Source organism: Pacificispira sp. (assembly GCF_965228185.1).
GTDB lineage: Bacteria > Pseudomonadota > Alphaproteobacteria > UBA8366 > Aestuariispiraceae > Pacificispira.
In genome coordinates this window covers 705,632-729,341 of sequence record NZ_CBDDHE010000002.1, presented here as the reverse complement: position 1 = coordinate 729,341, position 23,710 = coordinate 705,632, and the positions used below count along the sequence as shown (strand labels likewise).

Here is a 23,710-nt window from a genome sequence, read left to right as displayed (position 1 = left end):
CCCGTATGCCCCCAGCCTCTCTAGTGGGTCAGGTCGAGCGTGTAATCGAGCTTGTTGCCGGTATCGATCTCCATGAACCCACCGGATTTATAGCCCCGGCCGGAACAGTTCTCGTCGCCCCGGATGGTGAAGACCTCGTCGACATAGCAGAACGTGTAATCGTCGGTCCAATAGGTCTCGCCGTCGTCGCTTTCACCGCGGACATAGTAATAGGTCTGGCGCAGATCGCCCTGAATGACCTGGGCGCAATCCTCATAACTCAGATTCCACCAGCCTTCCGAAACCCATTGGTCGCCGTCGCGATAGCCAATGGCGACCGACACGGTGCCGTAGGTCTTGTTGCAGATGGTGAAATCCGCCCGGGCATCGCTTCCTGCTCCGGACGCCGCAAGCAAGCCGACAGAGGCGGCAAGGATGTACCGTTTCATCGCTGTTCCCCCGCAGTTCTGATCTATGGATCGGTAATGGGCAGTTTAGGACGGATTTCTCTTTGGGGGCAGTGCCAATATGCGACGCGCCTTCTTCCGATAATTCGACGGATACGTGTCCGGTTCGGCCCAGAAGTTGTGCCGGTTCGAACCTTGTTCCTGAGCGCGCTGATTGGGACATTGGAAATCTGGAGAACTTGACCGAACGGACGCGCCGGAAATCGGCGTCTGATCTTTCCATGCCATTTGGAGATAGTGACCGACAAAGGGGAAACGGGTTTATGTTTTTTTGTGTAAAGAGAGTAGCTGCCGTCGCGTTGGTGGTTTTGGTTGCAGCGTGTCAAACGACGGACACGCCGACACCAGAGGATAGCCGTGTGCAGCAGGCATACGACAATCTGTTGAACGCGTCCGGGATCGACGCACCTGGCGTGCGTGAAGATATCGCGTGGCTGAAGCAGCCCGGCTCGCCCGCCATCAATTTCGCGTCGTTGACCTATCGAGGCGCGCATCCTGACATCCTGATGGCGCTGGCGGACTTCCAGGGGCCGGACAAGCTTTACTTCGACCGATATCAGCGGCTCTACCACGACTATCTCTTCAATACGCCCTATGTGTATGCCAATGCCTTTCAGCTTGCCGTAGCCGCGTCGCGGCCCGACCTCGCCGAGCGGCTGGCCGTCCACTTTGCGAAACAGGCGGGTGATTACCGGGAAGGGGTGCCGCTTGGCCAAATTCCCAGTGTCCTGGCGATGGCAGAGCAGAGCGCGAACAGGAGCTATGGCCATTTCCAGACCCTGTCGGCCGATGACAGCATGTGGTCGGATTTCTTTCATGACATGGCGTCCATGAACCGAATAAATGCCCAACCCAAAGGCACCTATACCCAACCCGCCGGGCGCGGATTGCTGTTCCGGTTCGCCGCCACCCAGCGGCCGGGCTGGGATTTCGACACGATCCGCCAGCATGGTCCCGTCGACGAGGCGTTGATGGCCCGCTTGGGCAGCCCCGCGACGATCGTCAACTACACGGACCGGGAGGATCTGGCTGCGGCTTATGAGGAGGATTTGCTGCGCCGGGCAATCAAGAACGTTCAGTTCATTAGGGCCAATTTCGGCGGCGATATAAATGAACGCCTGCCCTATTGCATGATGCGGGACGGCGAACCGGCTATCGTCTGCCCGTCGGTCAGCCCGGTTCACCTGGCGGCCCGGAATTCGACGATGCGCGATCCGATCCAGCAGATGGAATGGTACTACCTTCCGGCGGGCAAGTTGCAGGCCTTCGTGGTGGCCGGGGGAAATCCCAATCTGACAGACAATTACGGCAATACGGCGCTGGCCTATGCCCGGAACGGTGGCCAGCATCCAGGCGCAAACGCGTCCGACGGCGGGTTCGATATCGGCCAGTTGATGGCGGGTGCGTCGATCCTCGCCGGATCGGCGTTTCTGGCCGGGGAAGGCGGCGAAGAGCTGGCGGCGGAACTGTTTGTCAACGGCATGACCGATGTCATCGACGGGACGCCGGACAATCTGGCGCGGATGAATCTGGAGGCGCTTCAGAAATCTCAGCAGATGACATCCGGAGGCCAGCAATCCGCCTCCGCCGGCGGTGGACAGGCGAGCACGAGCCAATATTCCTTCACCTGTCCGGAAACAGGTAAGACGCACAGTGTTCCGATCGCGGCCCAGAGCCAGGCGTGCCGCAGTGCCATGGAGCGCTATGCCCGGACGGCGGGATGCAACATGATCGACGAGATGGAGAGCGCCCAGAACGCCTATTACTCGGCCTGCGCATCGGAAATGTAACGGCATGCGGGGCGCGACGTAGCCCCGCAGGCTTCTTGCACTGCGAAAAGCCATCCGCTACAGAACCTCACGAGATTTTTCGGAAGCATTTCGGCGCCCGCCCCGCCCGTCGGCGGCGGCGGGTCAGTAAGGGCCCGGTCCCAAAACGGGATCGGATCCTAAGCCCCAATCGAAAGGAGTTTCCTTCATCATGGCACGCAACAAGATCGCGCTGGTCGGCGCGGGGAATATCGGCGGAACGCTGGCGCTTCTGGCCGGTCTGAAACAGCTGGGCGACGTTGTCGTCTTCGACATCGTCGACGGCATGCCCCAGGGCAAGGCGCTGGACATCGCCGAAGCCGCGCCGGTCGAAGGCTTCGACGCCAAGATGTCGGGTACGAACGATTATGCCGATCTGGCCGGGTCCGATGTCGTCATCGTCACCGCCGGTGTCGCCCGCAAGCCGGGAATGAGCCGCGACGACCTGATCGGCATCAATGCCAAGGTCATGAAGTCGGTCGGCGAGGGCATCAAGACCCATTGCCCGAACGCCTTCGTCATCTGCATCACCAACCCGCTGGATGTCATGGTCGGCCTGCTGCAGAAGGAAAGCGGCCTGCCGCCGCAGAAGGTTGTCGGCATGGCCGGCGTGCTGGACAGCGCGCGCTTCCGTTGCTTCTTGGCCGAAGAATTCGACGTGTCGGTCGAAGACGTCACGGCCTTCGTTCTGGGCGGTCATGGCGACACGATGGTGCCGCTGGTCCGTTACTCTACCGTCGCCGGTATCCCGGTTCCGGATCTGATCGAAATGGGCTGGTCGACGCAGGAGAAGATCGACGAGATCGTCAAGCGGACCCGCGGCGGCGGCGGTGAGATCGTCGCGCTGCTGAAGACCGGTTCGGCCTTCTATGCGCCGGCGTCTTCCGCCATCGCGATGGCCGAAAGCTACCTGCTGGACAAGAAGCGCGTGCTGCCCTGCGCCGCCTATTGCGACGGCCAGTACGGTCTGAACGGCCTCTATGTCGGTGTGCCGGTCGTGATCGGCGAGAACGGCGTGGAACGGATCGTCGAGATCAACATGAGCGACGACGAGAAGGCCATGTTCAACCATTCCGTCGACGCGGTGAAAGAACTGAACACCGCGCTGGAAGGCGTGCTGGCAGGCTAAGGCATCCGGTTTCGGATTGGTTCACTCCGCAAGGGTGAGCCAGTCCGGCATTACCGGTTCGAGACGGGCGCCGCTGGCCATCAGCGGCGCCTTTCTTTTGACCGGATCGACCCGCAGAAGGGCAAGCCCGATCGAGCCTGCAACGCTGTAGAGGGTTCCGGCATCCTTGCCGTCCGCCAGGACCTGCGTCCCTTCCTCCGGCGCGGTGCCATCGATCCGGACCGGCATCAGGCGTTTTTTGACCAGGCCGCGGTACTTCGTGCGGGCGGTCAGTTCCTGGCCCATGTAGCAGCCCTTCTTCCAATCGACGCCGTGCAATTCGGCGAACCCGTTTTCCAGCAGCAATGCCTTGTCCGGCTGCATGTCGCGTGCACCGTCCGGCACGCCCAGCGGAATGCGATGGGCGTCCCACTCGGACGGGGCGGCCTCCACCGCGCCGAGTGCCGTCAGCGCGGCGCGCGCCGTCTCCGCCGGGGCGAGCACACGCACCCCCATTGCCGGCAGGCGCGGATCGATATAGGCCAGCCCGCCCGCGAAGGGAGCCATGGCTTCTGATTCGGATAGGCCGATGGCGGCAGGGTCCATGTCCCAGACCGCGAAAACGGACCAGGCGCGCTCGATATCCAGTTTCGCGTCGGCGCGCAGGACATAACGGCGCAGGGTCTGGCCCAGATCCATCATCCGGTCGCCGCCCTCGCAGTCCAGAAGCAACCGGTCGCCGTCTTTCACGATGAAGAAATCGTGCCGGTATTTCCCCTGTGGCGACAGCAGCGCCGACCAGACGGCGCGCCCCGATTCGGCCAGTGTCACATCGTTGCTGACGAGGCCTTGCAGGAAGGACACGCGGTCGTTGCCGGACAGGCTGATCACCCCACGGTCTGAGAACTGGACGAAACGGGACATCGAGGGCTGATCCTTGGGCTTGGTGATTCCGGGCCGTGTCTCCTCACGTAGGGGGCGGCAGGCCGGTTGGCAAGACGGGGGGCTGAGGGTATACCGCGACGCCCCGGCAGATGTACCGAAAGATTTCAGCACACGATGCGCCTGCTTTTCATCACGTCCAATCGGATCGGCGACGCCGTCCTGTCCACCGGCCTGCTGTCGCATCTGATCGACCGGGATCCGGGGATCCGCGTCACCGTCGCGGCCGGCCCTGCCTCCGCCCCTCTGTTCGGTGCGGTACCGGGCCTGGAGCGGGTGATTGTCCTCCGCAAAGACCGGTTCAAGGCGCATTGGTGGCGGTTGTGGCGTTCGGTCGGGCTGAACCGCTGGGACGTCGCGGTCGACCTGCGCCGGTCCGCGATTCTGGGCCTAATCCGCGCGGGCGAGAAGATGACTGTGCCGAAAGCGACCGGTGCGGTGCATCGGGTCGACCTTCTGGGGCAGATGATCGGGCGCAGTGCGAATCCACCGCTGCCGAAACTTTGGTGGAACGCCCCGCATGACGCGAATGCCGTCAAACTGTTGGGCGATACCGCAGGTCCCCTGTTGGCCATCGGCCCGACGGCCAACTGGCAAGGCAAGATCTGGCCGGCCGAGCGGTTTGTCGAACTGATCGAGACGCTGACCGGGCCGGGCGGCCCCATGCAGGATGCGCGGGTCGCCGTTTTCGGTGGACCGAATGAACGCCCGCAGGCCAACCCCGTCCTGCGCGCCATTCCGCAAGTCCGGCGCGTCGATCTGGTCGGCAAGGCCGATCTGCTGACCGCTGCAGCCGTTCTGCATCGGGCATCGCTGTATGTCGGAAACGATTCGGGACTGATGCATATGGCCGCCGCCGTCGGTGTGCCGACGGTCGGATTGTTCGGTCCGTCCGAAGATGCGCTTTATGCCCCGCGCGGCCGTAATGCCATTGCCGTGCGCACGCCCGAAAGCATGGCGGAACTGATCGGCTTCCCTGGCTATGACCGGCATACGGTCGGGTCGCTGATGACCAGCCTGACGGTCGATTCCGTTCTGACCGGCGTCGAATCGCTGATGGGTTGGACGCCCCGCTGACCGGATTCAGGCCGTCGCCCAATAGGCGATGTCATCCTCATGTCCGACCAGGGACAGCCCTTCGGCGACGGAGCTGAACCGTTCCCCGGCACTGACCTTGCCCGCGCCGAACCGGTCGGTGAACAAGGCGTTGATCGCGGGTACGAAGGACGTTCCGCCGGTCAGGAAGACCTTGTCGATAGCGCCGTCGGACAGCCCGGACCGGATTAGCGTCTCGTCCACGCGCTCGGCGATGCGGGCCACGTCGTCGGCAATCCAGCTCTCAAAATCGGCGCGGGTGATCGTCTCGCGAACCTGAAGTTCGCCAAGATCCAGGGTCAGGTCGGCGCTGTCCCGGTCGGACAGTTCCGCCTTGGCACCCGAAACGGCCCGGGAGATCGCAAGCCCCTGGTTATGATCGATGGCATAGATCAGACGGGCGATCTGCTCCGGCGCTTCCGACGCACGTTGGATGATTTCCAGCTCCCGCAGAAACTTCGGGGCGCGCAGCAGGGTCATCTGGTGCCAGCGGGCCAGCGCCGAATAATAGGAACGCGGGACCGGCAGGCGTTTGCCGTTCTCGCGGTAATGGCTGTCCGCGCCGAAATGCCGGACCAGGGCATTTTCGATGATACGCGCGTCGAACGTATCGCCCGCAATGCCGATCCCGGCATGTGACAGAACCTCGGTCTTGACCCGCGATCCGGTCAGGCGGAACCGCACGACGACGAAGTCCGACGTGCCGCCGCCGAAATCCGCGATCAGGACCGTGACATTGCTGCGCACCGTCCGAAAGAAGGAGAACGCGCCGCCGATGGGCTCCAGCACGAAGTCGAAATCTTCGATACCCGCCGCCTTGAACCCATCGCGATAGCGCGACAGGGCCAGATCCTCGTCCGGCTTGTCGCCATAGAATACGACGGGCCGGCCGACCACGATGCGTTTCGGTCCGTCGGTGGCGTTGATTGTATCCGCGATTCCCGACCGACGCAGGAAACAGCCGAAAATGCCGGCCAGGTCGAACCGCTTCCCAAAGATCGTCGTGCCGGCGAAGGCGGCGCTGGCGACATGGCTCTTGAAGGATTGAACATATCGGAAGTCTTCCGGATAGGCCGCCGCCAGGGAAATCGCCTTGGCACCGGTCTCCATCGCCAGTTCCATCCGGCCGCGGTCATACGTCGGCTCGAAGGCGATGACGGAGGGATGCGTCCGGCGCGCGTCCTCGCCATCGCCCAGCGGCAAGGCGTCCAACGCCCCGTCGGAAGTGGATTTCACCACGACGGTATTCGTCGTGCCCAAATCGATGCCGAAAGCGGTGATGCTCATCGGGGTCATCCAATCAGTCGGTGTTGCTGGCTGTCAGGACCGGTTTTCGCGGTCCTGGATTTCCCGGGCCTTCAGATGGATCAGCAGGCTGTAGGACGCTGCGAAGAAGGCCAACGCGACGCCGTAATAGCCTTCCTTGTAGCCCTTGCGGGCGACGTAGGACTTCCAACCCCGGGATACGATTCGGCGCAGCGCCGCGCCGAGGCTGGGCACCGTGCCCTTTTCCACCGCATCGCGGGCCATGAGATCGGTATAGCGGTTCATCCGGTCGATCATGTCCGAAATGTCCCGGTCGACCAGATGGATCAGCCCATGTTTCAGCGATCCGTGTTTCGGTCCGGTCGTCAGGGAGGGGTGAACCCGTTCCGGTCCCCAGATCTTATCGCCTTTGGAAAACAGGCGCGGCGCGCTGGCCGCCCCATTGTAAGCGCCCCAGCCGTGACGGACTTCCCGCCCGTCGATCACGTTGCGGATCGGGATCAGATAGAGGCCGTTCTTGGCGCTGCGGATATGGGACCGGACTTCGCTTGCGACCTCCGCCGTCGCGCGCTCGTCGGCGTCGACCTCCAGAATCCAGTCGCCGGTGCAGGCGTCGATCCCGGTATTGCGGCGCGCGCCCTCGGATTCCCAGGCACCTTCGATGACCAGGGCGCCGGCCTTCTCGGCGATGACCTTCGATCCGTCTGTCGTCCGGTCCAGAACGACGACCAGTTGATCCGCGAAATCCAGCGACGCCAGACAGTCCGGCAGCATGGCTTCTTCGTTGCGGGCAACGACCAGGCAGGACAGCGTCTTTTCGCGGCTTTTCGGGGTTTCGCTCATGGCTGCTGCGTATATCGAAGATTCCGCAACGCGGAAAGCCGCGAATGCCCGTACGATTTGCCCGGCGACGGAGTCTGGTGTAAGCACAATCGAACAAAGATCCATACACGATCGACTTTCCGAAACGGATTCCCGAGCCGCCACCGGCATGACCGACCCCGCGAATCCCAAACTGACCGACAGTCTCGTCGACGCGGCGCTCCTGCTTGCGGCGGTGTCCTTGGCGGCGTTGATCCATCCACTGGCAATCGCGGTGGCCGCCTTGGTTTGCGCGCTGACGATAGGGGCGCTGCGGATCCGGTCGGCCGCGCTGCTGCCCCGCGGGATGGGGATGGCGGGATGGACCCTGCTGGTCTTCGGCGTCTATGTCGCGGCCAGCGCTGCCTGGTCGGTCGACCCGGCCTTTTCGCTCATGTCGGCATTGCCGCTGTTGCTTGCGGTCCTGATCGGCCTACCCTGCGTCATCCTGCTGGCCCAGCGCGGGCCGGGGATAGAGGCAAGTTGGCCGGCGCTGCTGACGGTCGCGGTGGTCGCAGGTTTGATTGTCTTCGAAGCGGCGACCGGCGGTCTGTTGCGCCGGATGATCCCCGGCGGCGCGGGCCTGTTCGCGCTGCTGGTCGCTTTTCTGACCGTCATGATCTGGCCGATGGCGGCCATGCTGCAGGTCCGGTATTCCTGGCGCGAGGCGCTGGTCTGGATCGCCGGCGGTCTGATCGCCATCGTCCTGTCCGACCATCCGTCCTTCCTGTGGGCGGCGCTGTCGGGCTTGGTGGCTTTCGGCATCGCGATGGCTTCCTCGGTCCTGGCACGAATCGTCCTGATTTTCTGCGTCCTGGCCGTTGGTTTCGGACCGGCGGTCCTGGCGACATTCGTCGGGTCGGGCGCGTTCGAACTTCCGGCCCAGATCGAGCCGCATCTGTCGGCCTGGCCGGCGGCCCTGTCGGTTTGGGCCAGTACGCCGATCCAGGGGACCGGGGCGGGCACGGCGGTGCCGGAAATGCTGGCCCTGCCGGGACAGAGCGTCGCCTTGCAGTTGTTGATCGGCGTCGGCGGGATCGGACTGATCCTGGGAATCGTCGCGGTCATTGCGGTGATCCTGCGCGCCGTGACGCGGGAGAGTTCGGCCTGGCGCGGCGCCTGCGCCGCGGGTCTGATCGGGGCAGGGCTTGCCATGGCACTGTCCGGCCCCGGGATTTGGCAGCCCTGGTGGATTGCCGCCTTGGCGGCCGCCGCGATCGGGATCGCCGGCGCGGCGCCGGTCGCCGCCGGTGGCGCGTCGCTGGGGTCGATCTTCGACCACGCCCGCGCGGCCGAGGAGGAGGAAGAGGAGGACGATGGCCTCTACCACTTCGACGATGATGACGATTACGACGATGATTATGACGACGACGAAGACGAAAACGGCGAATGGGACATCGACGACAGTCAGGTCGATCGCGGTGACACCGGGCCGCGCCAGGATGCCGAGGAAAAGCGTGGATAGATGAACGATACGGCGGGTCAATCGGTTCTACAGGTCATGGCCGGCGCCCAGACTGGCGGCGCGGAAGCGTTCTTCGTCCGGCTGGTCTGCGCCCTGCAGCGCGCGGGGACGCCGCAGCAGGCGGCAATCCGGCATCACGCCGCACGCAAGGCTGCGCTGACAGAGGCCGGTGTGCCGGTCACCGAGCTGCCCTTCTCCGGCAAGTTCGATCTGACGACCAAGAAGTCGCTGAAGAACCTGGCGCGCGACTTCAACCCCGACATCGTCCTTGTCTGGATGAACCGCGCCGCGCGGGTTGCACCGAAAGGCGACTGGACCGTCGTCGGGCGTTTGGGCGGCTATTACAAACTGAAGAATTACAAGCGCTGCGACCATCTGATCGCCAATACGGAAGACATCCGGCAATACCTGCTGAACGAAGGCTGGCCCGCGGACCGAAGCTGGTATCTGCCGAACTTCGTCGACGACCGGCGCATGCCGCCGGTCGACCGCAAGGCCTTGGAGACGCCGGACGGCGCGCCGCTGATGCTCTGCCTCGGGCGGCTGCATACGAACAAGGGTTTCGACACGGCGCTGGAAGTGCTGGCGCGGGTCCCGAAGGCCTATCTGTGGATCGCGGGCGACGGCAAGGACGAAGCGGCCCTGAAGGATCAGGCGCTGCGGTTGGGCGTTGCCCAGCGCGTGCGCTTCCTGGGCTGGCGCGACGATGCGCCCGCACTGCTGGCCGCCGCCGATATCTTCCTGTGCTCGTCCCGGCATGAACCGTTGGGCAACATCGTTCTGGAAGCCTGGGCGCAGGGTGTGCCGATCGTTGCCGCCGCATCGCAGGGGCCGACCCAGCTAATCGAAGACGGCAAATCCGGGCTGTTGGCGCCGATCGACGACGCCGACGCGCTGGCCAAGGCGGTGGACCGGTTGATCGAAGACAAGGCGCTGGGCGTCGATCTGGCCGGCAATGGCCACGCGATTTTCGCCGAGCGCTTTTCCGAAGGCCCGGTCGTCGCCGCCTATCAGGAATTCTTCGACACGATCCGGCGGAACGGCGGCTGAGCCATGTGCGGAATTGCCGGCATCATGACGCGGGACGGTTCGGCCCCGCCGGAGGCGGCGCTGAACGCGATGATGGACGCGCTCAGCCATCGCGGGCCGGACGGCAGCGGCCGGCATTATGGCGGCGACACGGCGCTGCTGCAGACCCGGCTGGCGATCATCGACCTGACCACGGGCGACCAGCCGCTCTATGAACCGGGCGGCGCGGCCCTGGTGGCGAATGGCGAGATCTACAATTACATCGAACTGCGCGCCCGGATGGACGGCACGCCGTTCCAGACCGCGTCGGATTGCGAACCGGCCCTGTTCTTGTACCGTCAGAGCGGCGATGCCTTCGCGGACGAATTGCGCGGCATGTATGCGATCGCCATTCATGACCCGACGGAAGGCGGCAGCCTGATCCTGGCGCGCGACCCGTTCGGGATCAAACCGCTCTATTATGCCGAAACCGCGACCGGCTTGGTTTTCGCGTCCGAACCGGGGGTCATCCTGCGGTCGGGACTGCTGGATGTGGCACTGGATCAGGCGGCGCGGGACATCTTTCTGCAGCTTCAGTTTTCCTGCGGCCGTTTCCTGCCCATTGCCGGTATCCGCCGGGTTCTGCCGGGCGAGACCCTGGTTGCGCGCCAGGGTCGGATCGTCGCGCGCCGACAGCGCCAGGCCCTGCCGACCGGCGGGCCGGAGAAAATTTCCGAACAGGACGCGCTGGACCGGCTGGACGCCGCCATCCGCAACAGTGTGCGGGTGCATCAGCGGTCGGACGTGCCTTACGGCCTGTTTCTGTCCGGCGGGATCGATTCCAGCGCGATCCTGAGCATGATGGCGGAACTGAATGAATCCCCCGTCATCGCCTTTACCGCCGGATTCGACGATGGCAGCGTGCAGGACGAGCGCGCCCATGCGCGTATGCTGGCCGCGCGGGTCGGTGCCCAACATGAGGAAGTGACCTTCGGGCGCGAGGATTTTTTCCGGCTGCTGCCGCGCATCGCCGCCGCGGTCGACGATCCCACGGCGGACTATGCGGTCTTGCCCAGCTGGACCCTGGCGGAACGCGCCGCCCAGGATCTGAAAGTCGTGCTGTGCGGCGAGGGCGGGGATGAGCTTTTCGCCGGGTATGGCCGCTACCGATCGGTGCAGAGGCCCTGGTGGCTGGGCGGCAAGGCGATCCGCAGCCGGGGCGTGTTCGACCGGTTGGGCGTGCTTCACGATACGCCGACCGGCTGGCGCGACAGCATCGCCGGGCGCGAGGCGTTGGACCGTCAGGCCGGGCGCAACCGGCTGCAGAGTGCCCAGGCAACGGATTGCGAGGATTGGCTGCCGAACGATCTTCTGGTCAAGCTGGACCGCTGCCTGATGGCGCATGGGCTTGAAGGGCGTACGCCCTTCCTGGACCCGGCCGTGGCGGAAGCGGCGTTCCGACTGCCGGACGATCTGAAGATCCGCGACGGCAAGGGCAAATGGTTGCTGCGTCAATGGTTGAACAAGCGCCTGCCCGAAGCGGACCCCTTTGCCCCGAAGCGCGGATTTACCGTCCCGGTCGGGGCCTGGATCGCGGGCGACGCGGCCCGGCTGGGCAACCTTGTCGCCCGTCAGGCCTGCATTCAGGACATCGCCCGCCCGGACCGGGTCGAAACCCTGTTCGCCGCCGCGTCAAAGAAGCGCGAGGGACAGGCCGCCTGGGTTCTGCTTTTTTATGCCCTGTGGCATAAGGCCCTGATCGGTGGTGCGGCCATTCGGGACGCGAGCATTCACGAGGCGCTGGAGGCGGCATGAGCGAGACGAGTCTGACCCTTACCCGCCCGGACGACTGGCACATCCATTTCCGCGATGGTGAGGTGATGCGCGCCGTAGTGCCGGAGACCGCCGCCGTCTATGGCCGTGCGATCGTCATGCCCAATCTGGTACCGCCCGTAACACGCGCCGATCAGGCCGCCGCCTATCGCGACCGGATTCTGGCGGCCCTGCCGGACGGATCGTCCTTCCAGCCGCTGATGACCGCCTATCTGACGGAGACGACGGACCCGGACAATCTGGCGGCGGGCCATGCGGCGGGCATTCTGACGGCGGTGAAGCTCTACCCGGCCGGGGCGACGACCAATTCAGACGCCGGTGTCCGCGACATCCGAAAGGTGGATGCGGTCCTGACGCGGATGGCGGAAATCGGCATGCCGCTTCTGGTCCATGGCGAGGTGACCGATCCCGAGATCGACATTTTCGACCGCGAGGCGGTGTTCATCGAGCGGATCTTGAAACCGCTGATGGATCGGCAGCCCGATCTGAAGATCGTCCTGGAACATATCACCACGCGCCAGGCGGCGGAGTTCGTACCGGAGGGCGGGGCCAACCTGGCCGCGACGATCACGCCGCATCACCTGGAAATCAACCGCACGGACCTGTTCCGGGGCGGTATCCGTCCGCATCTCTATTGCCTGCCCATCGCCAAGCGGGAGGAACACCGGCTAGCCGTGCGGGCGGCGGCGGTGGGCACTTGCAACCGGTTCTTCCTGGGCACGGATTCGGCGCCGCACCCGGTCCATGCAAAGGAATCCGCCTGTGGCTGTGCCGGGATCTATAATGTCGCTTCCGCCCTGTCGGTCTATGCGTCCGTCTTTGAGGCGGAAGGCGTGCTGGACCGGTTGGAGGCGTTCGCCAGCCTGAACGGGCCGCGATTCTATGGTCTGCCGGTGAATGCGGACACGGTCACGCTGACGAAGTCGGGCGTGAACATCGCGGACGGCCTGACGGCGGGGACGGAGACGATCCGCCCCTACCATGCCGGGGAAACCCTGGACTGGACATTGTCCGACTGACCGGGTTCAGCCTGCTTTGCCGTGGGCGAATTCCCAGTACAGGTCGCGGGCCAGATTGTATTTCGGGCCGGGCTGAAGATCGCGATCCTCATAGCGGATGACCGGCATCACCTTGCCGTAATTGCCGGTATTGAAGATTTCGTCCGCGTGATAGACGTCGTCCGCCGTCAGGCGGCATTCCACGACAGTCTCCCCCCGGTCGCGCAGCAGCTTCAGGATGCGCTGGCGGGTGATCCCGTTCAGGAAGCTGCCGTTGATCGCCGGGGTCTTCACCACGCCGTCCTTGGCAATGAACAGGTTGGCGGTGGCGAATTCGGCGACATTGCCCATCGGGTCCAACATCACGCAATTGTCGAAGCCGCGCCCACGCGCCTCGATCAGCGCCCGTCCGGCATTGGGATAGAGGCAGGACGCCTTGGCGTCGGTCGGCGCGGAATCCGGCATCGGACGGCGGCGGGTCGACAGGCAGGCGGAGAAGCCGCCGGTCCCCGGCATCGCCATCGGCGACAGGGTCAGCGCGAAACGGGTCGAATCCGGGTTCGGTGCGACGAAGCCGTCATCGGCCCAGAACAGCGGCCGGATGTACAGGGCCTCGTCCGACGCGAACTTCTGCATGCCGTCCCGGGCGATTTCCTCAATCTCCGCGGCGGTCTTGGTGGCCCGCAGGCCGAGCGCGTTGGCCGAATGGATCGCGCGCTGGCAATGCAGGTCCAGATCGGGGGTCACGCCTTCAAACGCGCGGGCGCCGTCGAATACCATGGAAGAAAGCCAGACACCGTGGGAGACGGAGCTCCATAGCGGGGCGTTGGCGTCGACCCATTGGCCGTCGACAAAAGTAATTGCGCTGCTCATTTCCAGTTTCCTGTCTGTTTGCGAAGGCCCGCGCGGATGGGCGAATTTCGGTGGTTACTGCCGGGCCCAGGCGATACGCGAAATCCAGGAGATATCCCGTGCCGGATAAGATTCGGACTGTGTCCCGTCCAGCGATGCCAGATCGACCCGGAAGGGAGTTTGGCGGACCAGGGCGGCGATGGAAAGACCCAACTCGCCCCGCTTGTAGACGATCCGGTCGCCGCGCCTCAGGCTCATCCCCGGGGCGCAGATCAGGATGTCGCCCGGGCGGTAGACGGGCAGATGATCGTCGGAATCGACCACAAGGCCGAAGCAACGCCGGTCCTGCAAATCGGGAAAGTCCATGCGGTCCCAGGCCGGGCCGGCGGGAAAGCCGTCCTCGTCGTAGTAACGCGCCTGAGCCGCCTTATCGAAGGCCATGACCGGAATGCGGAACGCCGCGCGGCTGGCCGGGTCGGCATGCATGAAGCCGACAAAATCCGCAATGGAGGTATTCGTGACCGCCAGAACACGGGCCAGGCTTTCCAGCGCGGGCCAGCGCAGGTCGCCCCGGTTGTTCCGTCGGCGCCCGGCGCTGAACACGGCCTGGTCCAACCCGGCATATCTCGCCAGACGGGCCGGGGTAATCCCCTGATCGTCGGCGAGGCGGTCGATGCCGCGCCAGATGTCTTCAGGCTTCATGGCAGGTATTCCAGATGATTCACGCGGCGATGTGGCCAAAACAAACACGGTACAGGTCCGGTATGGCGGCCAGACTATAGGGAATTCCGGAACAAACAAAGGTCGATTTCCGCTGCGGCTCGATTTGATAGAGACTTGTACGATCTGATATGTATCGCAGCATGAATCAAAGAGAACAAAAACAGTATAAATGTGCCGTTGGACACGGTATCAGGGTTGACGTTAAACAAATTACCGCATACGTTGGATTTGCCTGCCCGACAACCATCGAGACGACTACCGCAAGGAGGATACGGATGGCGCGAAAGCGTTACTTTCCGAGGCCGACCCATGCCGTCTTCGGGACGGCTTTCGATACGCCGGAGGAGGCTTGGCTTTGGGCCGCCCGGTCGGTGCGGATTGCGGCCGAAGGGGCGCAAACGGCGGCGGACCGCGCCGTTGTGCAACGCCCCTGTGAGCCGCGAGATCTGATTACCCTGGTCTGCCGGCTGCGGCGCCAGCGCGTATTAAACGGGTATGAGATGCATGCGCTCTGCGCCTTCGGTGCGATGGACCGCCCGCCCGATCCCCGTGATCCAGAGGAGGCGCGCCACGAAAGGTTCTGGCAGAGCGGGTTGGACAGGCTGACCGGTCCGCTGGTCCGAAAGGGGATCGTGCTGCCCCGCCGGCCGGAGATGCGGGAATTGCCGCTTGATTTAAAAAAGAACAAAAGATGAATAAAAATGAATCGGCCCTGACCGGACGGCGTTTGGCGATCATCGCCTATACCGGGACGGCCGCCTTCGCGCCGCTGAGGCTTTTGCGCCGTCGGTATCGGCATTGCCTGATCCTGGTACAGGTTCCGCCCTACTGGATCGCCGTTGACAGTGTGATCGGTCGGATATCCTACGCCGTTCTGGACCTCCAGGGGGTTGGCGAGTACCTGATCGCGCTTCACGGGCTGGGCTATCGTTGCCAGGTGGCGCGGACGCGGCCTGTGACCGTGCGGCGGTGGCGCCCCATGCCCCTGACATGCGTCGAAGTGGTTAAGCGGACCCTTGGAATGGACGATCTTGGCGTCTGGACGCCGTATCAATTGTTCCGTCGAATAAAAAGAACAAATTGACAACAAATAACCCAATCCTATATAAGACATCATCCTACCATAATTGCCGGTGCGACGACGCGCGGGCGAGCCAGGCCCCGGTCCATCCCGTTGTGACGGACCAAATTGGAACAAAAGGAGAAAACAATGTCAGGCATGTTCGGTTCCCCCTCTCCACCGCCGCCCCCGCCCTTGCCGCCGGTGAAGGCGCCAGAGGACAGCAAGCGCGACAACCGGATCGAGGCGTTGGACCGCCGACGGCGCGGTCGGGCCGGTACGATCGAAACCGGATTTCGCGGTGTCCTGTCCGGCCCCGGTGCCGCCGACATCGGCAGCAAAGCGCGGTTGGGCGAGTGACGATGGCGACATCCCAGGCGCCGGCGGATGCACCCGACGCGATCCTGCGCCGCTATGACAGGGCGCGAAACCGGCGCTCGGTATGGGAAGATCACTGGCGCGATTGCTATGAATTCGCCATGCCGCAGCGGGACGGCGCGCTGTCGCCCGGCATGCCGGGCGAACGCAAGGCGGACCGATTGTTCGACGGAACCGCGCCGGAAGCGGTGGATCAATTGGCGGCGAGCCTGATGGCCGAACTGACGCCGCCTTGGTCGCGCTGGTTCAACTTCACCCCCGGAACGGACGTTTCCGAGCAGGATTCCCAGCGCCTCGCCGCGCCGCTGGAGGAGGTGGGCGCCACGGTCCAAAGCCATTTCGACCGGTCCAACTTCGCGGTCGAAATTCATCAATGCTATCTGGATCTCGTAACCGCCGGGACCGCCTGTCTGATGTTCGAGGAGGCCCCTCTGGGCGAGGCTGCGGCGTTTCGGTTCACCGCCGTTCCCTTGGGAGAGGCGGTGCTGGAGGAGGGGCCGTCCGGCATGCTGGATGTGACCTTCCGGCGGCATGACTATTCGCGTGAGGCCTTGCTGGCGCGGTTCCCGAAGGCGGCACACCTTCTGGACGCCGGATCGGGACATGTCGCCGAAGACGACAGACGGATAACGGTGGTCGAGGCGGTGACGCCCGATACTGCCGGCTTCGCCTATCGCGCCGTGGCGCAACCGGGCGACGGCCCGGCCGTGCAGGCGGCGGACGGCCTGGCGGAGGGCCGGTTCGATGTCTCGCCCTTCATCAATTTCCGCTGGTCCAAGGCGCCGGGAGAGGTCTATGGCCGGTCCCCGGTGATGAAGGCCCTGCCGGATATCAAGACCGCGAACAAGGTGGTCGAACTGGTCCTGAAGAACGCGACCATCGCCGTCACCGGGATCTGGCAGGCCGACGATGACGGGGTGCTGAATCCAGCGACCGTCAAGCTTCTGCCCGGCACGATCATTCCCAAAGCGGTCGGGTCCAGCGGCCTGACACCGCTGGCCGCGCCGGGCAGTTTCGACGTCTCCGGCCTGATCCTGGAAGATTTGCGGTCGCGCATCCGGGCCAGTCTGCTGGCCGACCGCCTGGGTCAGGTCAATGCGCCGCGCATGACCGCGACGGAAATCCTGGAACGCTCGGCGGAGATGGAACGGCAATTGGGCGCCACCTACGGCCGGCTGCAGGCGGAACTGTTGTTTCCCTTGGCCCGGCGGGCCGTCGCCATTCTGCGGCGCAGGGGTGAAATCCCCGATATCGCCGTCGACGGCCATGACGTCGATCTGCAGATCGTCTCGCCCATCGCCATGCACCGCCGTCACGCCGAAGCTCAGGGCGCGCTGCAATGGTTTCAGACCTTGGGGCTGCTTGGCCCCGACGCCGCCCAGATCGTCAAGCCGCAACAGGCCGCCCGTTGGCTCGCCAAGGCGTTCCGCGTACCGGAATCCTTGCTGCGCACGGAACAGGAGATCGAAGAGATGACACAACCCGACCCGGCCGCCCTGACCCCGGATGGCGCACCGGCTGTTGCCGATCCGATGGCGGCGCTGGCTGCGTTGGCCGGTACCGGCGCCCCTGCCCAGATGGGCGCCCCAGTGACGACGGGGGCGGACCATGGCTGACGAAAGCGGGGGATGGGCGGCATTGGACTATGGCGTGGCATTGCCGGTCCCGTTGGAGCCGGAAACGCTGAAAGCTTTCGCCCGGGGCTTCACCGGCCCGGATGGCGAGCGGATCCTGGGGCACCTCCGGTCGCTGACCCTGGACCGGGCCCTGGGCCCGGCGGCGAGCGCGGCCGAAATCCGTCATCTTGAGGGCCAGCGATGTCTGGTCCGGCAAATCGAAACACTGATCGCGCGCGGCCGCGCCGCGCCTTGAGAAAGGAAACCGCCATGTCCGATATTGGCCCGCCGGAAGCGGCACCCTATCCGGAAAAGTTCGTCGATCCGGAAACGGGGAAACTGAATGTCGACAGCCTGCTGAAATCCTACCGCGCGTTGGAACGAAAGTTGGGTGGGGCTTCCTCCCCGGATTCGGCGCCGGATTCTGCCCCGAACACGGCACCGGACGTCAACGCGCCCTTCGATCGGCAGGCGGCTTTGAAGGCGCTGGGCGTGCCCGACACGCCGGAACAATACCGCGTCGAAATCCTGGACGAATTCCTGGAACGCGATCCGGAACTGGAGGCGGTGCTGCACCAGGCGGGTTTCACCGGGGAACAAGTGCAGCTGGTCTATGACCTCGCCGCCGAGAAACTGGCCCCGCTGATGGCCGATGTCGCCCAGGCGGCGCGTGGCGCCACGGATTCGGCGCGGCTGGAGGCGCATTTCGGCGGCCGGCAGCGTTGGGCGGAAACGCGGCGTCAGATCAAGAAATGGGGCTCGCGCCATCTGCCCGGCGACGCTTTCGACGCGCTGTGCTGTTCCTATGACGGGGTTCTGGCCATCCACCGGATGATGTCGGCGGGGGAAGAACCCGGCCTGACGGCGGGCGAACCGACGGACGGCAACCTATCCGAGGCGGAGTTGAAGCGCCTGATGAGCGACCCGCGCTATTGGCGGGATCACGATCCGGCTCTGACGCGGCGGATCGAAAGCGGTTTCCGCCATCTTTATCCCAGCGCCGGCTGATCCGGCGGTATTCATAAAATCAAGGAGTGACACGGCATGTATAACGACAATCAATCGGTCCAGACCATTGCGGACGGACTGCGCGGTTTGGACCCGTCGGAATTGCAGGAACTGGACGACATCATTACGCCGCGCGCGGCGGTGCTGCTGACCAAGGCGTTCGGACCGGAGATGGCCGAGCTTCTGGGCCCGTTGACCGAGAATGACGACCCGAAGGAACGCGCGGCGGCGGAGGCGGAACTGCTTGCCCTGATGCGTGACCCGCGCTACTGGCGCGACCGCGATCCGCAGGTCGTCAACGCGGTCAGCCAGGGCTTTCGGCAACTCTATCCGGAAGGCGGCGCGACCGCCTGACGGAAGGTGCGGCGGGAATGGGCCGGGCTTCGTCCCCGGGCAGGCCCCGTTTCCCGCCGCATCCGGGGACAGGAAACAATGCGTAGTCCTTTGCGATCAGCGCGTTTCGGCGTATAAGCTCAGGGCAGAGGGGCCAGAATGGACCATCCCAGGACCGTTTCGAACGCCAGAAGGCTGAGGATCGTGACCGAGTTCGCAAACCATAATCCGGGTCGCCGCTGATGTGCGGGATCGCCGGTTATATCGGACGGATGCCGCCCGGCGCCGAAGCGCGTCGGCGCACGCTTGCCACAATGGCGCGGCGCGGACCCGACGATTCCGGGCAATGCGAAGTGTCGGTCGGTCCGTGGCGCTGCGTCCTTCTGCATACCCGGCTTGCCATCATCGATCCCGACCCGCGCTCCGCCCAACCCTTTGAAATCGACGGGCGGGTGCTGATCTATAACGGCGAGATCTACAATTATCTGGAACTGCGCGAGACGCTGATCGGGCTGGGCCATGTCTTCCGGACCGACAGCGATACCGAAGTTCTGCTGCGGGCCTACCTGGAATGGGGCGAGGGCGCACTGGACCGGCTGGAAGGCATGTGGGCCTTCGCCATCGCCGATCCGGAAACAGGGTCGGTCCTGTTGTCGCGCGACCGGTTCGGCGAGAAGCCGCTGCTGACCCATCGCACCGATCACGGTCTCTACTTCGCATCCGAGGTGAAACAGCTGGTCGCGTTGACCGGCCATGATTTTCCGGTACGGACTGCCGCGATCGGCGATTTCCTGGCGCATGGCTACCGGCGCATATTCTCTTCGCCCGAGGCCTTCTTCGAAGGCGTCGTGCGTTTCCCGTCCGGCCATGCCGCGCGCATGACGGGCGACGGCCTGTCCCAGCCGACGCCCTACTGGCGGCCGCGTTTCGCGCCGGTCGACATGTCGGCGGAGGAGGCGGCGGAAGGTGCCATGGCGGAGATCGACCGCGCGATCCGCATTCGCCTGCGCGCCGACGTACCCATTGCGATCAGCCTCAGCGGCGGCATCGACAGCAATGTCCTGGCGGGGATCGCGGTGCATCGGCATGGCCAGCCGCTGCACACATTCTCGATGCTGGAACAGGACAGCGATTACGACGAAAGTGCCGCGATCCGCCTAGCCCAGCGCGCGCTGGGTGTCCCGGCGCATGAAACGCGGGTCAGCCATGACGGCTTCCTGGACCGGCTGGCGGTGATGAGCCGCGCCTATGACGGGCCGGTCCCGTCCCTGGGCATGTATCTGGACGGGTTCCTGTCCGAAGCCGTGGCCGACGAAGGCTACAAGGTCCTGATCAACGGCAATGGCGCGGACGAAATCTTCGCCGGGTATTACGACCATTATCTCTTCTGGCTGGCCGGACGGACAGGCGAGGCGGGGGCGGATTTCGACGCCCTGGTCGCGGAATGGCGGGACAGTTTCGGACGGCATGTGCGAAACCCGCTGCTGCAGAATCCGCGGGCCTTCCTCGATGCGCCGACTGAGCGTGGACACCTGCATCTGAATGCGCCGGATGTCGGCGACTATTTGATCGGTCATCCGGTCGCAGCGCACTTCGCGGAAACCGCCTATTGCGGCGACCTTTTGCGGATGCGGATGCTGAATGAGCTGATGTCCGAATCCGTGCCGGTCCTGACCTGGGCCCATGACTGCCATTACATGCATCATTCCATCGAAAACCGGGCCGCCTATCTGGACCGGGGGCTGGTCGATTTCATGGCGACGGTCCCATCCCGCCACCTGATCCAGGGCGGGTTCAGCAAGGCCTTGCTGCGCCGCGCGGGCGAGGGTGTCGTGCCGCCGGAAATCCTGCACAAGACGCAGAAGCTTGGCTTCAACGCCCCGATTGCCTCGCTGTTGGATCGGGGGGACGATGCCCTGCGCGACCGTCTGCTGGCCGACAGCCCCTTCTGGGACCTGGTGGATCGCGATAAGGTGCGGCAGCTCCTGGATCCGGAAACGGAAAGCCGGGGCCGCGACAATTTTCTGTTCTGCCTGGTTTCGGCCCGGCTGTTCTACGAAGAATTCGTGGATTGACGATTGGACGAGAAAGGACCGATCCGATGGAAAAGACCTATCTGGCGCGCCTGGATGCGCTGAAGCGCCTGGCCGCCGACCTGCCGCGTACGCGGTTCATGGCGCTGGCCCGGATCGAGGCCCTGATCCGCATGAATATGGGGTGGGAGGCGTTGCAGTTGGACCTCAATCTGCCGGATCATCCGTTCAAGCTGACGCACGATCTGGTCGACCGGGCGATCGCCAGCTTGGAATCGGCGCGGTCCATCGCCTTCTGCGACGGCGGCCTGCCGCTGGATGTCGACCCGCGCGATCAGACAATGGAGGAGGAACACCACGACCTGTTCCAATCGCTCTGGGTCCAGTTCGATGCCGATCAATACCGCGAGCGGATCGCGCGTTACGACGACCGGCTGCGCTTCAACGATCTGCATAAGGGCGTCTTCGACGGGATGCGGGTAGTCGACATGGGCTGCGGCCACGGCAATTTCGATCATGCGATCCTGAATGCCGGGGCGGCCGAAGTCGTCGGCGTCGATTACGGCGAGGAAAGCATCCGATATGCCGAGGCCGCACGCGACCGCCTGAACGTGCCGGAATCGAAACTACGCTTCATCCATGCGACCGTCTATGACGTGCCGGAGAAATCCGGGAGTTTCGACGCCGCGGTTCAGAACGGCGTCTTCCACCACCTGGATGACGAGGACCGCGCCTATACCGAAATGTACCGCCTGCTGAAACCGGGCGGCATCGCCTGGGTGTATACTGAGGGCGAAGGGTCGATTGCGCGGGACCTGTTCCATGTCTCGGTGCAGATCCTGGCCGATGTGCCGGCGGCGCTGGTTCAGGCGCATCTGGCGCATCTCGGTTTCTCGATCAACAAGCGCTATCACCTGGGGGATGGGCTGAAGGCCGTCTACCGCGCCACATCGGTCGCCGCCCTGAAAGCGCGTCTGGATGCCATCGGCTTCGGCGACTATCGCCGTCTGATCGGCGGGTTCGACACCGATCTGGACGTCACCGGGGACGATCCCTACGCGGCCGAGAAATTCGGCGAAGGCGACATTCGACTGCTGGCGCGGAAGACGGGGTAAGCAGGCAAGGCGGGGCGGATCACGCCGCCGCGACGCCGCCGCGCCGCGACTGCCGGCGCAGGCCGATAAATTCGAGTTCGGTCAGGACCAGGACCGCCAACGCCTGGCCCACGACGAAGACCATGCCCATTGCGTTCAGCCCGTCGACCGCGATCAGAACCACGACGCTGCCCAGGATCCAGCCGGCATTGCCCAGAATCAAAACCCAGACGCCCCATGTCGGGATGTCGGAGCGCAGCGCGATCAGCGCGATGTAGGCGGCGACGGGCAGCAACGCCGTCCCGGCCCAGACCAGAAGCTCGGAAGGCAATCCGGTCAGGGTCGTTATCAGGCTGGACGCGCCGGCCAAGACCACACCCAGGACGGCGCAGGACGCCGCGTCGGTCAGCAGCACCCGGCGCAGGAATTCGGGATGGTTCGTGAAGGACATATCGATCTCCTCTTCTTGCCAAGGGACCGCCGGAATGGCGGCCCGATGCGGACACTGATCGATTGACGTAACCAGGTCGATTACCTCACAGGTCATTGGACGTCATTTTTTTGCAGAGTAGGTTACGGCCATGACGACACGAAATCCCGCGCCGAAATTCGGCGATCTGTTGAAGGTCTGGCGCGAGCGGCGCCGGATGAGCCAGCTCAAACTGGCGGTCGAGGCGGAAATCTCCCAGCGCCATCTCAGTTTCGTCGAAAGCGGACGATCGCAGCCGTCGCGGGACATGGTTCTGCGGCTCTGCGACTATCTTGATGTGCCGCTGCGCGATCAGAATGCGCTGCTTCTGGCGGCGGGCTATGCACCCGCCTTTGCCGAACGGTCGCTGGACGATCCGGACTTGGCGCCGGCGCGCGCGGCCATCGACCTGATCCTGAAGGGGCATATGCCCTATCCGGCCCTGGCGGTCGACCGGTGCTGGACCATGGTCGCCGCGAATGATGCGGTTGGCGGTCTGCTGGCGGGCGTCGCGGCCCATCTTCTGGAACCGCCGGTCAATGTCCTGCGGCTCAGCCTGCATCCGGAAGGGCTGGCGCCGCGGATCGCGAATCTGCCCGTTTGGACGGCGCATATCCTGGAACGGCTGCGCCGCCAGCATGCGCTGTCGGGCGATGAAGGCATCGCCGGGTTGATCGAGGAGATCGAGGGTTACCGGGTGGAAGCCGGATCGTCGGACCGTGCCGTGCCGGTCGACCCTGAGACGAATGTCGTGCTGGTGCCCATGGTGCTGCAGACCGACCAGGGGCTTCTGTCCTTTTTCAGCACCACCACCGTCTTCGGCACGGCAGTCGAAGTCACCCTGTCGGAACTGATCCTCGAGGCGTTCTATCCGGCGGACGAGGAAACGCGAAACCGTCTCCACGCCCGCGCCTAGACCGCCCCATCAGTTGGCCAAGATGTCCGTGCCCTTGTGATCCGGGGCGACAGTGTCGATCAGGATGATGTCGGAATGTGCGTTCTTCGTGCGCAGCGGCAGGATCGCCCGATAGGCATCGGATGCGTACCAGCCCTCGGCACTGGCCCGGTCGGGGAATTGCAGGACCACCACATCGCCGGGCCAGTCGCCTTCCAGCACCGTCTTCGGGTTGCCATGGACCAGGTAAATGCCGCCGAAGGGCGCCATGGTCGCGTCGATTTCCGTCAGATAGCGGACCAGATCGTCCCCGAAAGTGACATCGGTCAGCGTGGCGATGGCGAGGGTGGACATGGGACAAGCCTCCTGGGTCGGTGTGTAACGAGGAGGCGGTTATCGGCGGTTCTGCGCGGCAGGTC

The 23,710-nt window shown here is 64.4% G+C and carries 25 protein-coding genes; 17 read left to right on the top strand and 8 right to left on the bottom strand.

Translation table 11 applies throughout. The features are described 5' to 3' along the window. Positions 1 to 20: 20 nt before the first annotated feature. The gene (locus ACO06O_RS03395) at positions 21 to 428 is read right to left on the bottom strand and encodes a DUF1036 domain-containing protein (protein WP_421876279.1); all 408 of its coding nucleotides are present in this window, start codon (positions 426 to 428) and stop codon (positions 21 to 23) included. Between the two features lie 377 nt (positions 429 to 805). Here ACO06O_RS03395 and ACO06O_RS03390 point away from each other — a divergent pair, with 377 nt between their 5' ends. Then, complete coding sequence (locus ACO06O_RS03390) at positions 806 to 2,236, top strand: hypothetical protein (protein WP_421876277.1); 1,431 nt, start codon at positions 806 to 808, stop codon at positions 2,234 to 2,236. A 190-nt stretch (positions 2,237 to 2,426) separates the two neighbouring features. Further along, complete coding sequence (gene mdh / locus ACO06O_RS03385; protein ID WP_421876275.1) at positions 2,427 to 3,383, top strand: malate dehydrogenase; 957 nt, start codon at positions 2,427 to 2,429, stop codon at positions 3,381 to 3,383. Between the two features lie 21 nt (positions 3,384 to 3,404). Here mdh and ACO06O_RS03380 read toward each other — a convergent pair whose 3' ends face one another. After that, positions 3,405 to 4,286: a YgfZ/GcvT domain-containing protein gene (locus ACO06O_RS03380; protein ID WP_421876273.1), complete on the bottom strand. Its 882-nt coding sequence runs from the start codon at positions 4,284 to 4,286 to the stop codon at positions 3,405 to 3,407. Between the two features lie 135 nt (positions 4,287 to 4,421). On the opposite strand from ACO06O_RS03380, the gene ACO06O_RS03375 reads away from it, so the two are divergent. Next, positions 4,422 to 5,381 (top strand): glycosyltransferase family 9 protein, encoded by a 960-nt coding sequence (locus tag ACO06O_RS03375; protein WP_421876271.1) that lies wholly within the window; start codon positions 4,422 to 4,424, stop codon positions 5,379 to 5,381. Positions 5,382 to 5,387: 6 nt separating this feature from the next. Here ACO06O_RS03375 and ACO06O_RS03370 read toward each other — a convergent pair whose 3' ends face one another. Both ACO06O_RS03370 and ACO06O_RS03365 read right to left on the bottom strand, forming a co-directional pair. Then, positions 5,388 to 6,686 (bottom strand): Hsp70 family protein, encoded by a 1,299-nt coding sequence (locus ACO06O_RS03370; RefSeq protein WP_421876269.1) that lies wholly within the window; start codon positions 6,684 to 6,686, stop codon positions 5,388 to 5,390. A gap of 33 nt (positions 6,687 to 6,719) precedes the next feature. Beyond that, a complete protein-coding gene (locus ACO06O_RS03365) occupies positions 6,720 to 7,508 on the bottom strand; it encodes a glycosyltransferase family 2 protein (protein ID WP_421876267.1) in 789 nt (262 codons plus the stop codon). A gap of 148 nt (positions 7,509 to 7,656) precedes the next feature. On the opposite strand from ACO06O_RS03365, the gene ACO06O_RS03360 reads away from it, so the two are divergent. From ACO06O_RS03360 to pyrC, 4 genes are read left to right on the top strand one after another with little or no spacing between them, the layout of a single operon-like run. Further along, the gene (locus ACO06O_RS03360; RefSeq protein ID WP_421876265.1) at positions 7,657 to 8,991 is read left to right on the top strand and encodes a hypothetical protein; all 1,335 of its coding nucleotides are present in this window, start codon (positions 7,657 to 7,659) and stop codon (positions 8,989 to 8,991) included. Further along, the gene (locus ACO06O_RS03355; protein WP_421876263.1) at positions 8,992 to 10,041 is read left to right on the top strand and encodes a glycosyltransferase; all 1,050 of its coding nucleotides are present in this window, start codon (positions 8,992 to 8,994) and stop codon (positions 10,039 to 10,041) included. A 3-nt stretch (positions 10,042 to 10,044) separates the two neighbouring features. Further along, complete coding sequence (gene asnB, locus ACO06O_RS03350) at positions 10,045 to 11,814, top strand: asparagine synthase (glutamine-hydrolyzing) (protein WP_421876261.1); 1,770 nt, start codon at positions 10,045 to 10,047, stop codon at positions 11,812 to 11,814. After that, positions 11,811 to 12,851: a dihydroorotase gene (pyrC, locus tag ACO06O_RS03345; RefSeq protein WP_421876259.1), complete on the top strand. Its 1,041-nt coding sequence runs from the start codon at positions 11,811 to 11,813 to the stop codon at positions 12,849 to 12,851. The genes asnB (ACO06O_RS03350) and pyrC overlap by 4 nt, the downstream gene beginning before the upstream one ends. A gap of 6 nt (positions 12,852 to 12,857) precedes the next feature. Here pyrC and ACO06O_RS03340 read toward each other — a convergent pair whose 3' ends face one another. Together ACO06O_RS03340 and ACO06O_RS03335 are read right to left on the bottom strand one after the other, a co-directional pair. Then, the gene (locus ACO06O_RS03340) at positions 12,858 to 13,703 is read right to left on the bottom strand and encodes a branched-chain amino acid aminotransferase (protein ID WP_421876257.1); all 846 of its coding nucleotides are present in this window, start codon (positions 13,701 to 13,703) and stop codon (positions 12,858 to 12,860) included. A 54-nt stretch (positions 13,704 to 13,757) separates the two neighbouring features. After that, complete coding sequence (locus ACO06O_RS03335) at positions 13,758 to 14,384, bottom strand: helix-turn-helix transcriptional regulator (RefSeq protein WP_420418183.1); 627 nt, start codon at positions 14,382 to 14,384, stop codon at positions 13,758 to 13,760. Positions 14,385 to 14,680: 296 nt separating this feature from the next. On the opposite strand from ACO06O_RS03335, the gene ACO06O_RS03330 reads away from it, so the two are divergent. The 9 genes from ACO06O_RS03330 to ACO06O_RS03290 all read left to right on the top strand — a co-directional run bounded on the left by ACO06O_RS03330 (position 14,681) and on the right by ACO06O_RS03290 (position 21,948). Beyond that, a complete protein-coding gene (locus tag ACO06O_RS03330) occupies positions 14,681 to 15,100 on the top strand; it encodes a hypothetical protein (protein WP_421876255.1) in 420 nt (139 codons plus the stop codon). Beyond that, on the top strand, positions 15,097 to 15,489 hold the full coding sequence (locus ACO06O_RS03325; protein ID WP_421876253.1) for a hypothetical protein: 393 nt from the start codon (positions 15,097 to 15,099) through the stop codon (positions 15,487 to 15,489). The genes ACO06O_RS03330 and ACO06O_RS03325 overlap by 4 nt, the downstream gene beginning before the upstream one ends. A gap of 126 nt (positions 15,490 to 15,615) precedes the next feature. Continuing rightward, positions 15,616 to 15,825: a hypothetical protein gene (locus tag ACO06O_RS03320; RefSeq protein WP_421876251.1), complete on the top strand. Its 210-nt coding sequence runs from the start codon at positions 15,616 to 15,618 to the stop codon at positions 15,823 to 15,825. Positions 15,826 to 15,827: 2 nt separating this feature from the next. After that, a complete protein-coding gene (locus ACO06O_RS03315) occupies positions 15,828 to 17,459 on the top strand; it encodes a portal protein (RefSeq protein WP_421876249.1) in 1,632 nt (543 codons plus the stop codon). Then, complete coding sequence (locus ACO06O_RS03310) at positions 17,452 to 17,715, top strand: hypothetical protein (protein WP_420418178.1); 264 nt, start codon at positions 17,452 to 17,454, stop codon at positions 17,713 to 17,715. Before ACO06O_RS03315 ends, ACO06O_RS03310 begins: the two co-directional genes overlap by 8 nt. A 14-nt stretch (positions 17,716 to 17,729) precedes the next feature. Beyond that, positions 17,730 to 18,467 (top strand): capsid assembly protein, encoded by a 738-nt coding sequence (locus tag ACO06O_RS03305; protein WP_421876246.1) that lies wholly within the window; start codon positions 17,730 to 17,732, stop codon positions 18,465 to 18,467. A gap of 36 nt (positions 18,468 to 18,503) precedes the next feature. Continuing rightward, complete coding sequence (locus tag ACO06O_RS03300; RefSeq protein WP_421876244.1) at positions 18,504 to 18,821, top strand: hypothetical protein; 318 nt, start codon at positions 18,504 to 18,506, stop codon at positions 18,819 to 18,821. 221 nt (positions 18,822 to 19,042) lie between these two features. Continuing rightward, positions 19,043 to 20,875, top strand: coding sequence for an asparagine synthase (glutamine-hydrolyzing) (gene asnB / locus ACO06O_RS03295; RefSeq protein WP_421876242.1), 1,833 nt, complete (start codon positions 19,043 to 19,045; stop codon positions 20,873 to 20,875). 26 nt (positions 20,876 to 20,901) lie between these two features. Further along, positions 20,902 to 21,948 carry a class I SAM-dependent methyltransferase gene (locus tag ACO06O_RS03290; protein ID WP_421876240.1) on the top strand — a complete coding sequence of 349 codons (1,047 nt, stop codon included), beginning with the start codon at positions 20,902 to 20,904 and terminating at the stop codon, positions 21,946 to 21,948. A gap of 19 nt (positions 21,949 to 21,967) precedes the next feature. Here the strand turns inward: ACO06O_RS03290 and ACO06O_RS03285 are convergent, their stop codons facing one another. Next, a complete protein-coding gene (locus ACO06O_RS03285; RefSeq protein WP_421876238.1) occupies positions 21,968 to 22,378 on the bottom strand; it encodes a hypothetical protein in 411 nt (136 codons plus the stop codon). 130 nt (positions 22,379 to 22,508) lie between these two features. Between ACO06O_RS03285 and ACO06O_RS03280 the strand changes: the two genes are divergently transcribed. Further along, a complete protein-coding gene (locus ACO06O_RS03280; RefSeq protein ID WP_421876236.1) occupies positions 22,509 to 23,312 on the top strand; it encodes a helix-turn-helix domain-containing protein in 804 nt (267 codons plus the stop codon). A gap of 9 nt (positions 23,313 to 23,321) precedes the next feature. Here the strand turns inward: ACO06O_RS03280 and ACO06O_RS03275 are convergent, their stop codons facing one another. Beyond that, positions 23,322 to 23,645, bottom strand: a complete 324-nt coding sequence (locus ACO06O_RS03275; RefSeq protein ID WP_421876234.1) for a DUF1330 domain-containing protein — start codon at positions 23,643 to 23,645, stop codon at positions 23,322 to 23,324. Between the last annotated feature and the right edge of the window lie 65 nt (positions 23,646 to 23,710).

Bases quoted from the DNA above. Each gene is read 5' to 3' on its own strand.
- ACO06O_RS03395 (WP_421876279.1), bottom strand. From the start codon at position 428: ATGAAACGGTACATCCTTGCCGCCTCTGTCGGCTTGCTTGCGGCGTCC.
- mdh (WP_421876275.1), top strand. From the start codon at position 2,427: ATGGCACGCAACAAGATCGCGCTGGTCGGCGCGGGGAATATCGGCGGA.
- ACO06O_RS03380 (WP_421876273.1), bottom strand. From the start codon at position 4,286: ATGTCCCGTTTCGTCCAGTTCTCAGACCGTGGGGTGATCAGCCTGTCC.
- ACO06O_RS03375 (WP_421876271.1), top strand. From the start codon at position 4,422: ATGCGCCTGCTTTTCATCACGTCCAATCGGATCGGCGACGCCGTCCTG.
- ACO06O_RS03370 (WP_421876269.1), bottom strand. From the start codon at position 6,686: ATGAGCATCACCGCTTTCGGCATCGATTTGGGCACGACGAATACCGTC.
- ACO06O_RS03365 (WP_421876267.1), bottom strand. From the start codon at position 7,508: ATGAGCGAAACCCCGAAAAGCCGCGAAAAGACGCTGTCCTGCCTGGTC.
- ACO06O_RS03360 (WP_421876265.1), top strand. From the start codon at position 7,657: ATGACCGACCCCGCGAATCCCAAACTGACCGACAGTCTCGTCGACGCG.
- ACO06O_RS03355 (WP_421876263.1), top strand. From the start codon at position 8,992: ATGAACGATACGGCGGGTCAATCGGTTCTACAGGTCATGGCCGGCGCC.
- asnB (WP_421876261.1), top strand. From the start codon at position 10,045: ATGTGCGGAATTGCCGGCATCATGACGCGGGACGGTTCGGCCCCGCCG.
- pyrC (WP_421876259.1), top strand. From the start codon at position 11,811: ATGAGCGAGACGAGTCTGACCCTTACCCGCCCGGACGACTGGCACATC.
- ACO06O_RS03340 (WP_421876257.1), bottom strand. From the start codon at position 13,703: ATGAGCAGCGCAATTACTTTTGTCGACGGCCAATGGGTCGACGCCAAC.
- ACO06O_RS03335 (WP_420418183.1), bottom strand. From the start codon at position 14,384: ATGAAGCCTGAAGACATCTGGCGCGGCATCGACCGCCTCGCCGACGAT.
- ACO06O_RS03330 (WP_421876255.1), top strand. From the start codon at position 14,681: ATGGCGCGAAAGCGTTACTTTCCGAGGCCGACCCATGCCGTCTTCGGG.
- ACO06O_RS03325 (WP_421876253.1), top strand. From the start codon at position 15,097: ATGAATAAAAATGAATCGGCCCTGACCGGACGGCGTTTGGCGATCATC.
- ACO06O_RS03320 (WP_421876251.1), top strand. From the start codon at position 15,616: ATGTCAGGCATGTTCGGTTCCCCCTCTCCACCGCCGCCCCCGCCCTTG.
- ACO06O_RS03315 (WP_421876249.1), top strand. From the start codon at position 15,828: ATGGCGACATCCCAGGCGCCGGCGGATGCACCCGACGCGATCCTGCGC.
- ACO06O_RS03310 (WP_420418178.1), top strand. From the start codon at position 17,452: ATGGCTGACGAAAGCGGGGGATGGGCGGCATTGGACTATGGCGTGGCA.
- ACO06O_RS03305 (WP_421876246.1), top strand. From the start codon at position 17,730: ATGTCCGATATTGGCCCGCCGGAAGCGGCACCCTATCCGGAAAAGTTC.
- ACO06O_RS03300 (WP_421876244.1), top strand. From the start codon at position 18,504: ATGTATAACGACAATCAATCGGTCCAGACCATTGCGGACGGACTGCGC.
- asnB (WP_421876242.1), top strand. From the start codon at position 19,043: ATGTGCGGGATCGCCGGTTATATCGGACGGATGCCGCCCGGCGCCGAA.
- ACO06O_RS03290 (WP_421876240.1), top strand. From the start codon at position 20,902: ATGGAAAAGACCTATCTGGCGCGCCTGGATGCGCTGAAGCGCCTGGCC.
- ACO06O_RS03285 (WP_421876238.1), bottom strand. From the start codon at position 22,378: ATGTCCTTCACGAACCATCCCGAATTCCTGCGCCGGGTGCTGCTGACC.
- ACO06O_RS03280 (WP_421876236.1), top strand. From the start codon at position 22,509: ATGACGACACGAAATCCCGCGCCGAAATTCGGCGATCTGTTGAAGGTC.
- ACO06O_RS03275 (WP_421876234.1), bottom strand. From the start codon at position 23,645: ATGTCCACCCTCGCCATCGCCACGCTGACCGATGTCACTTTCGGGGAC.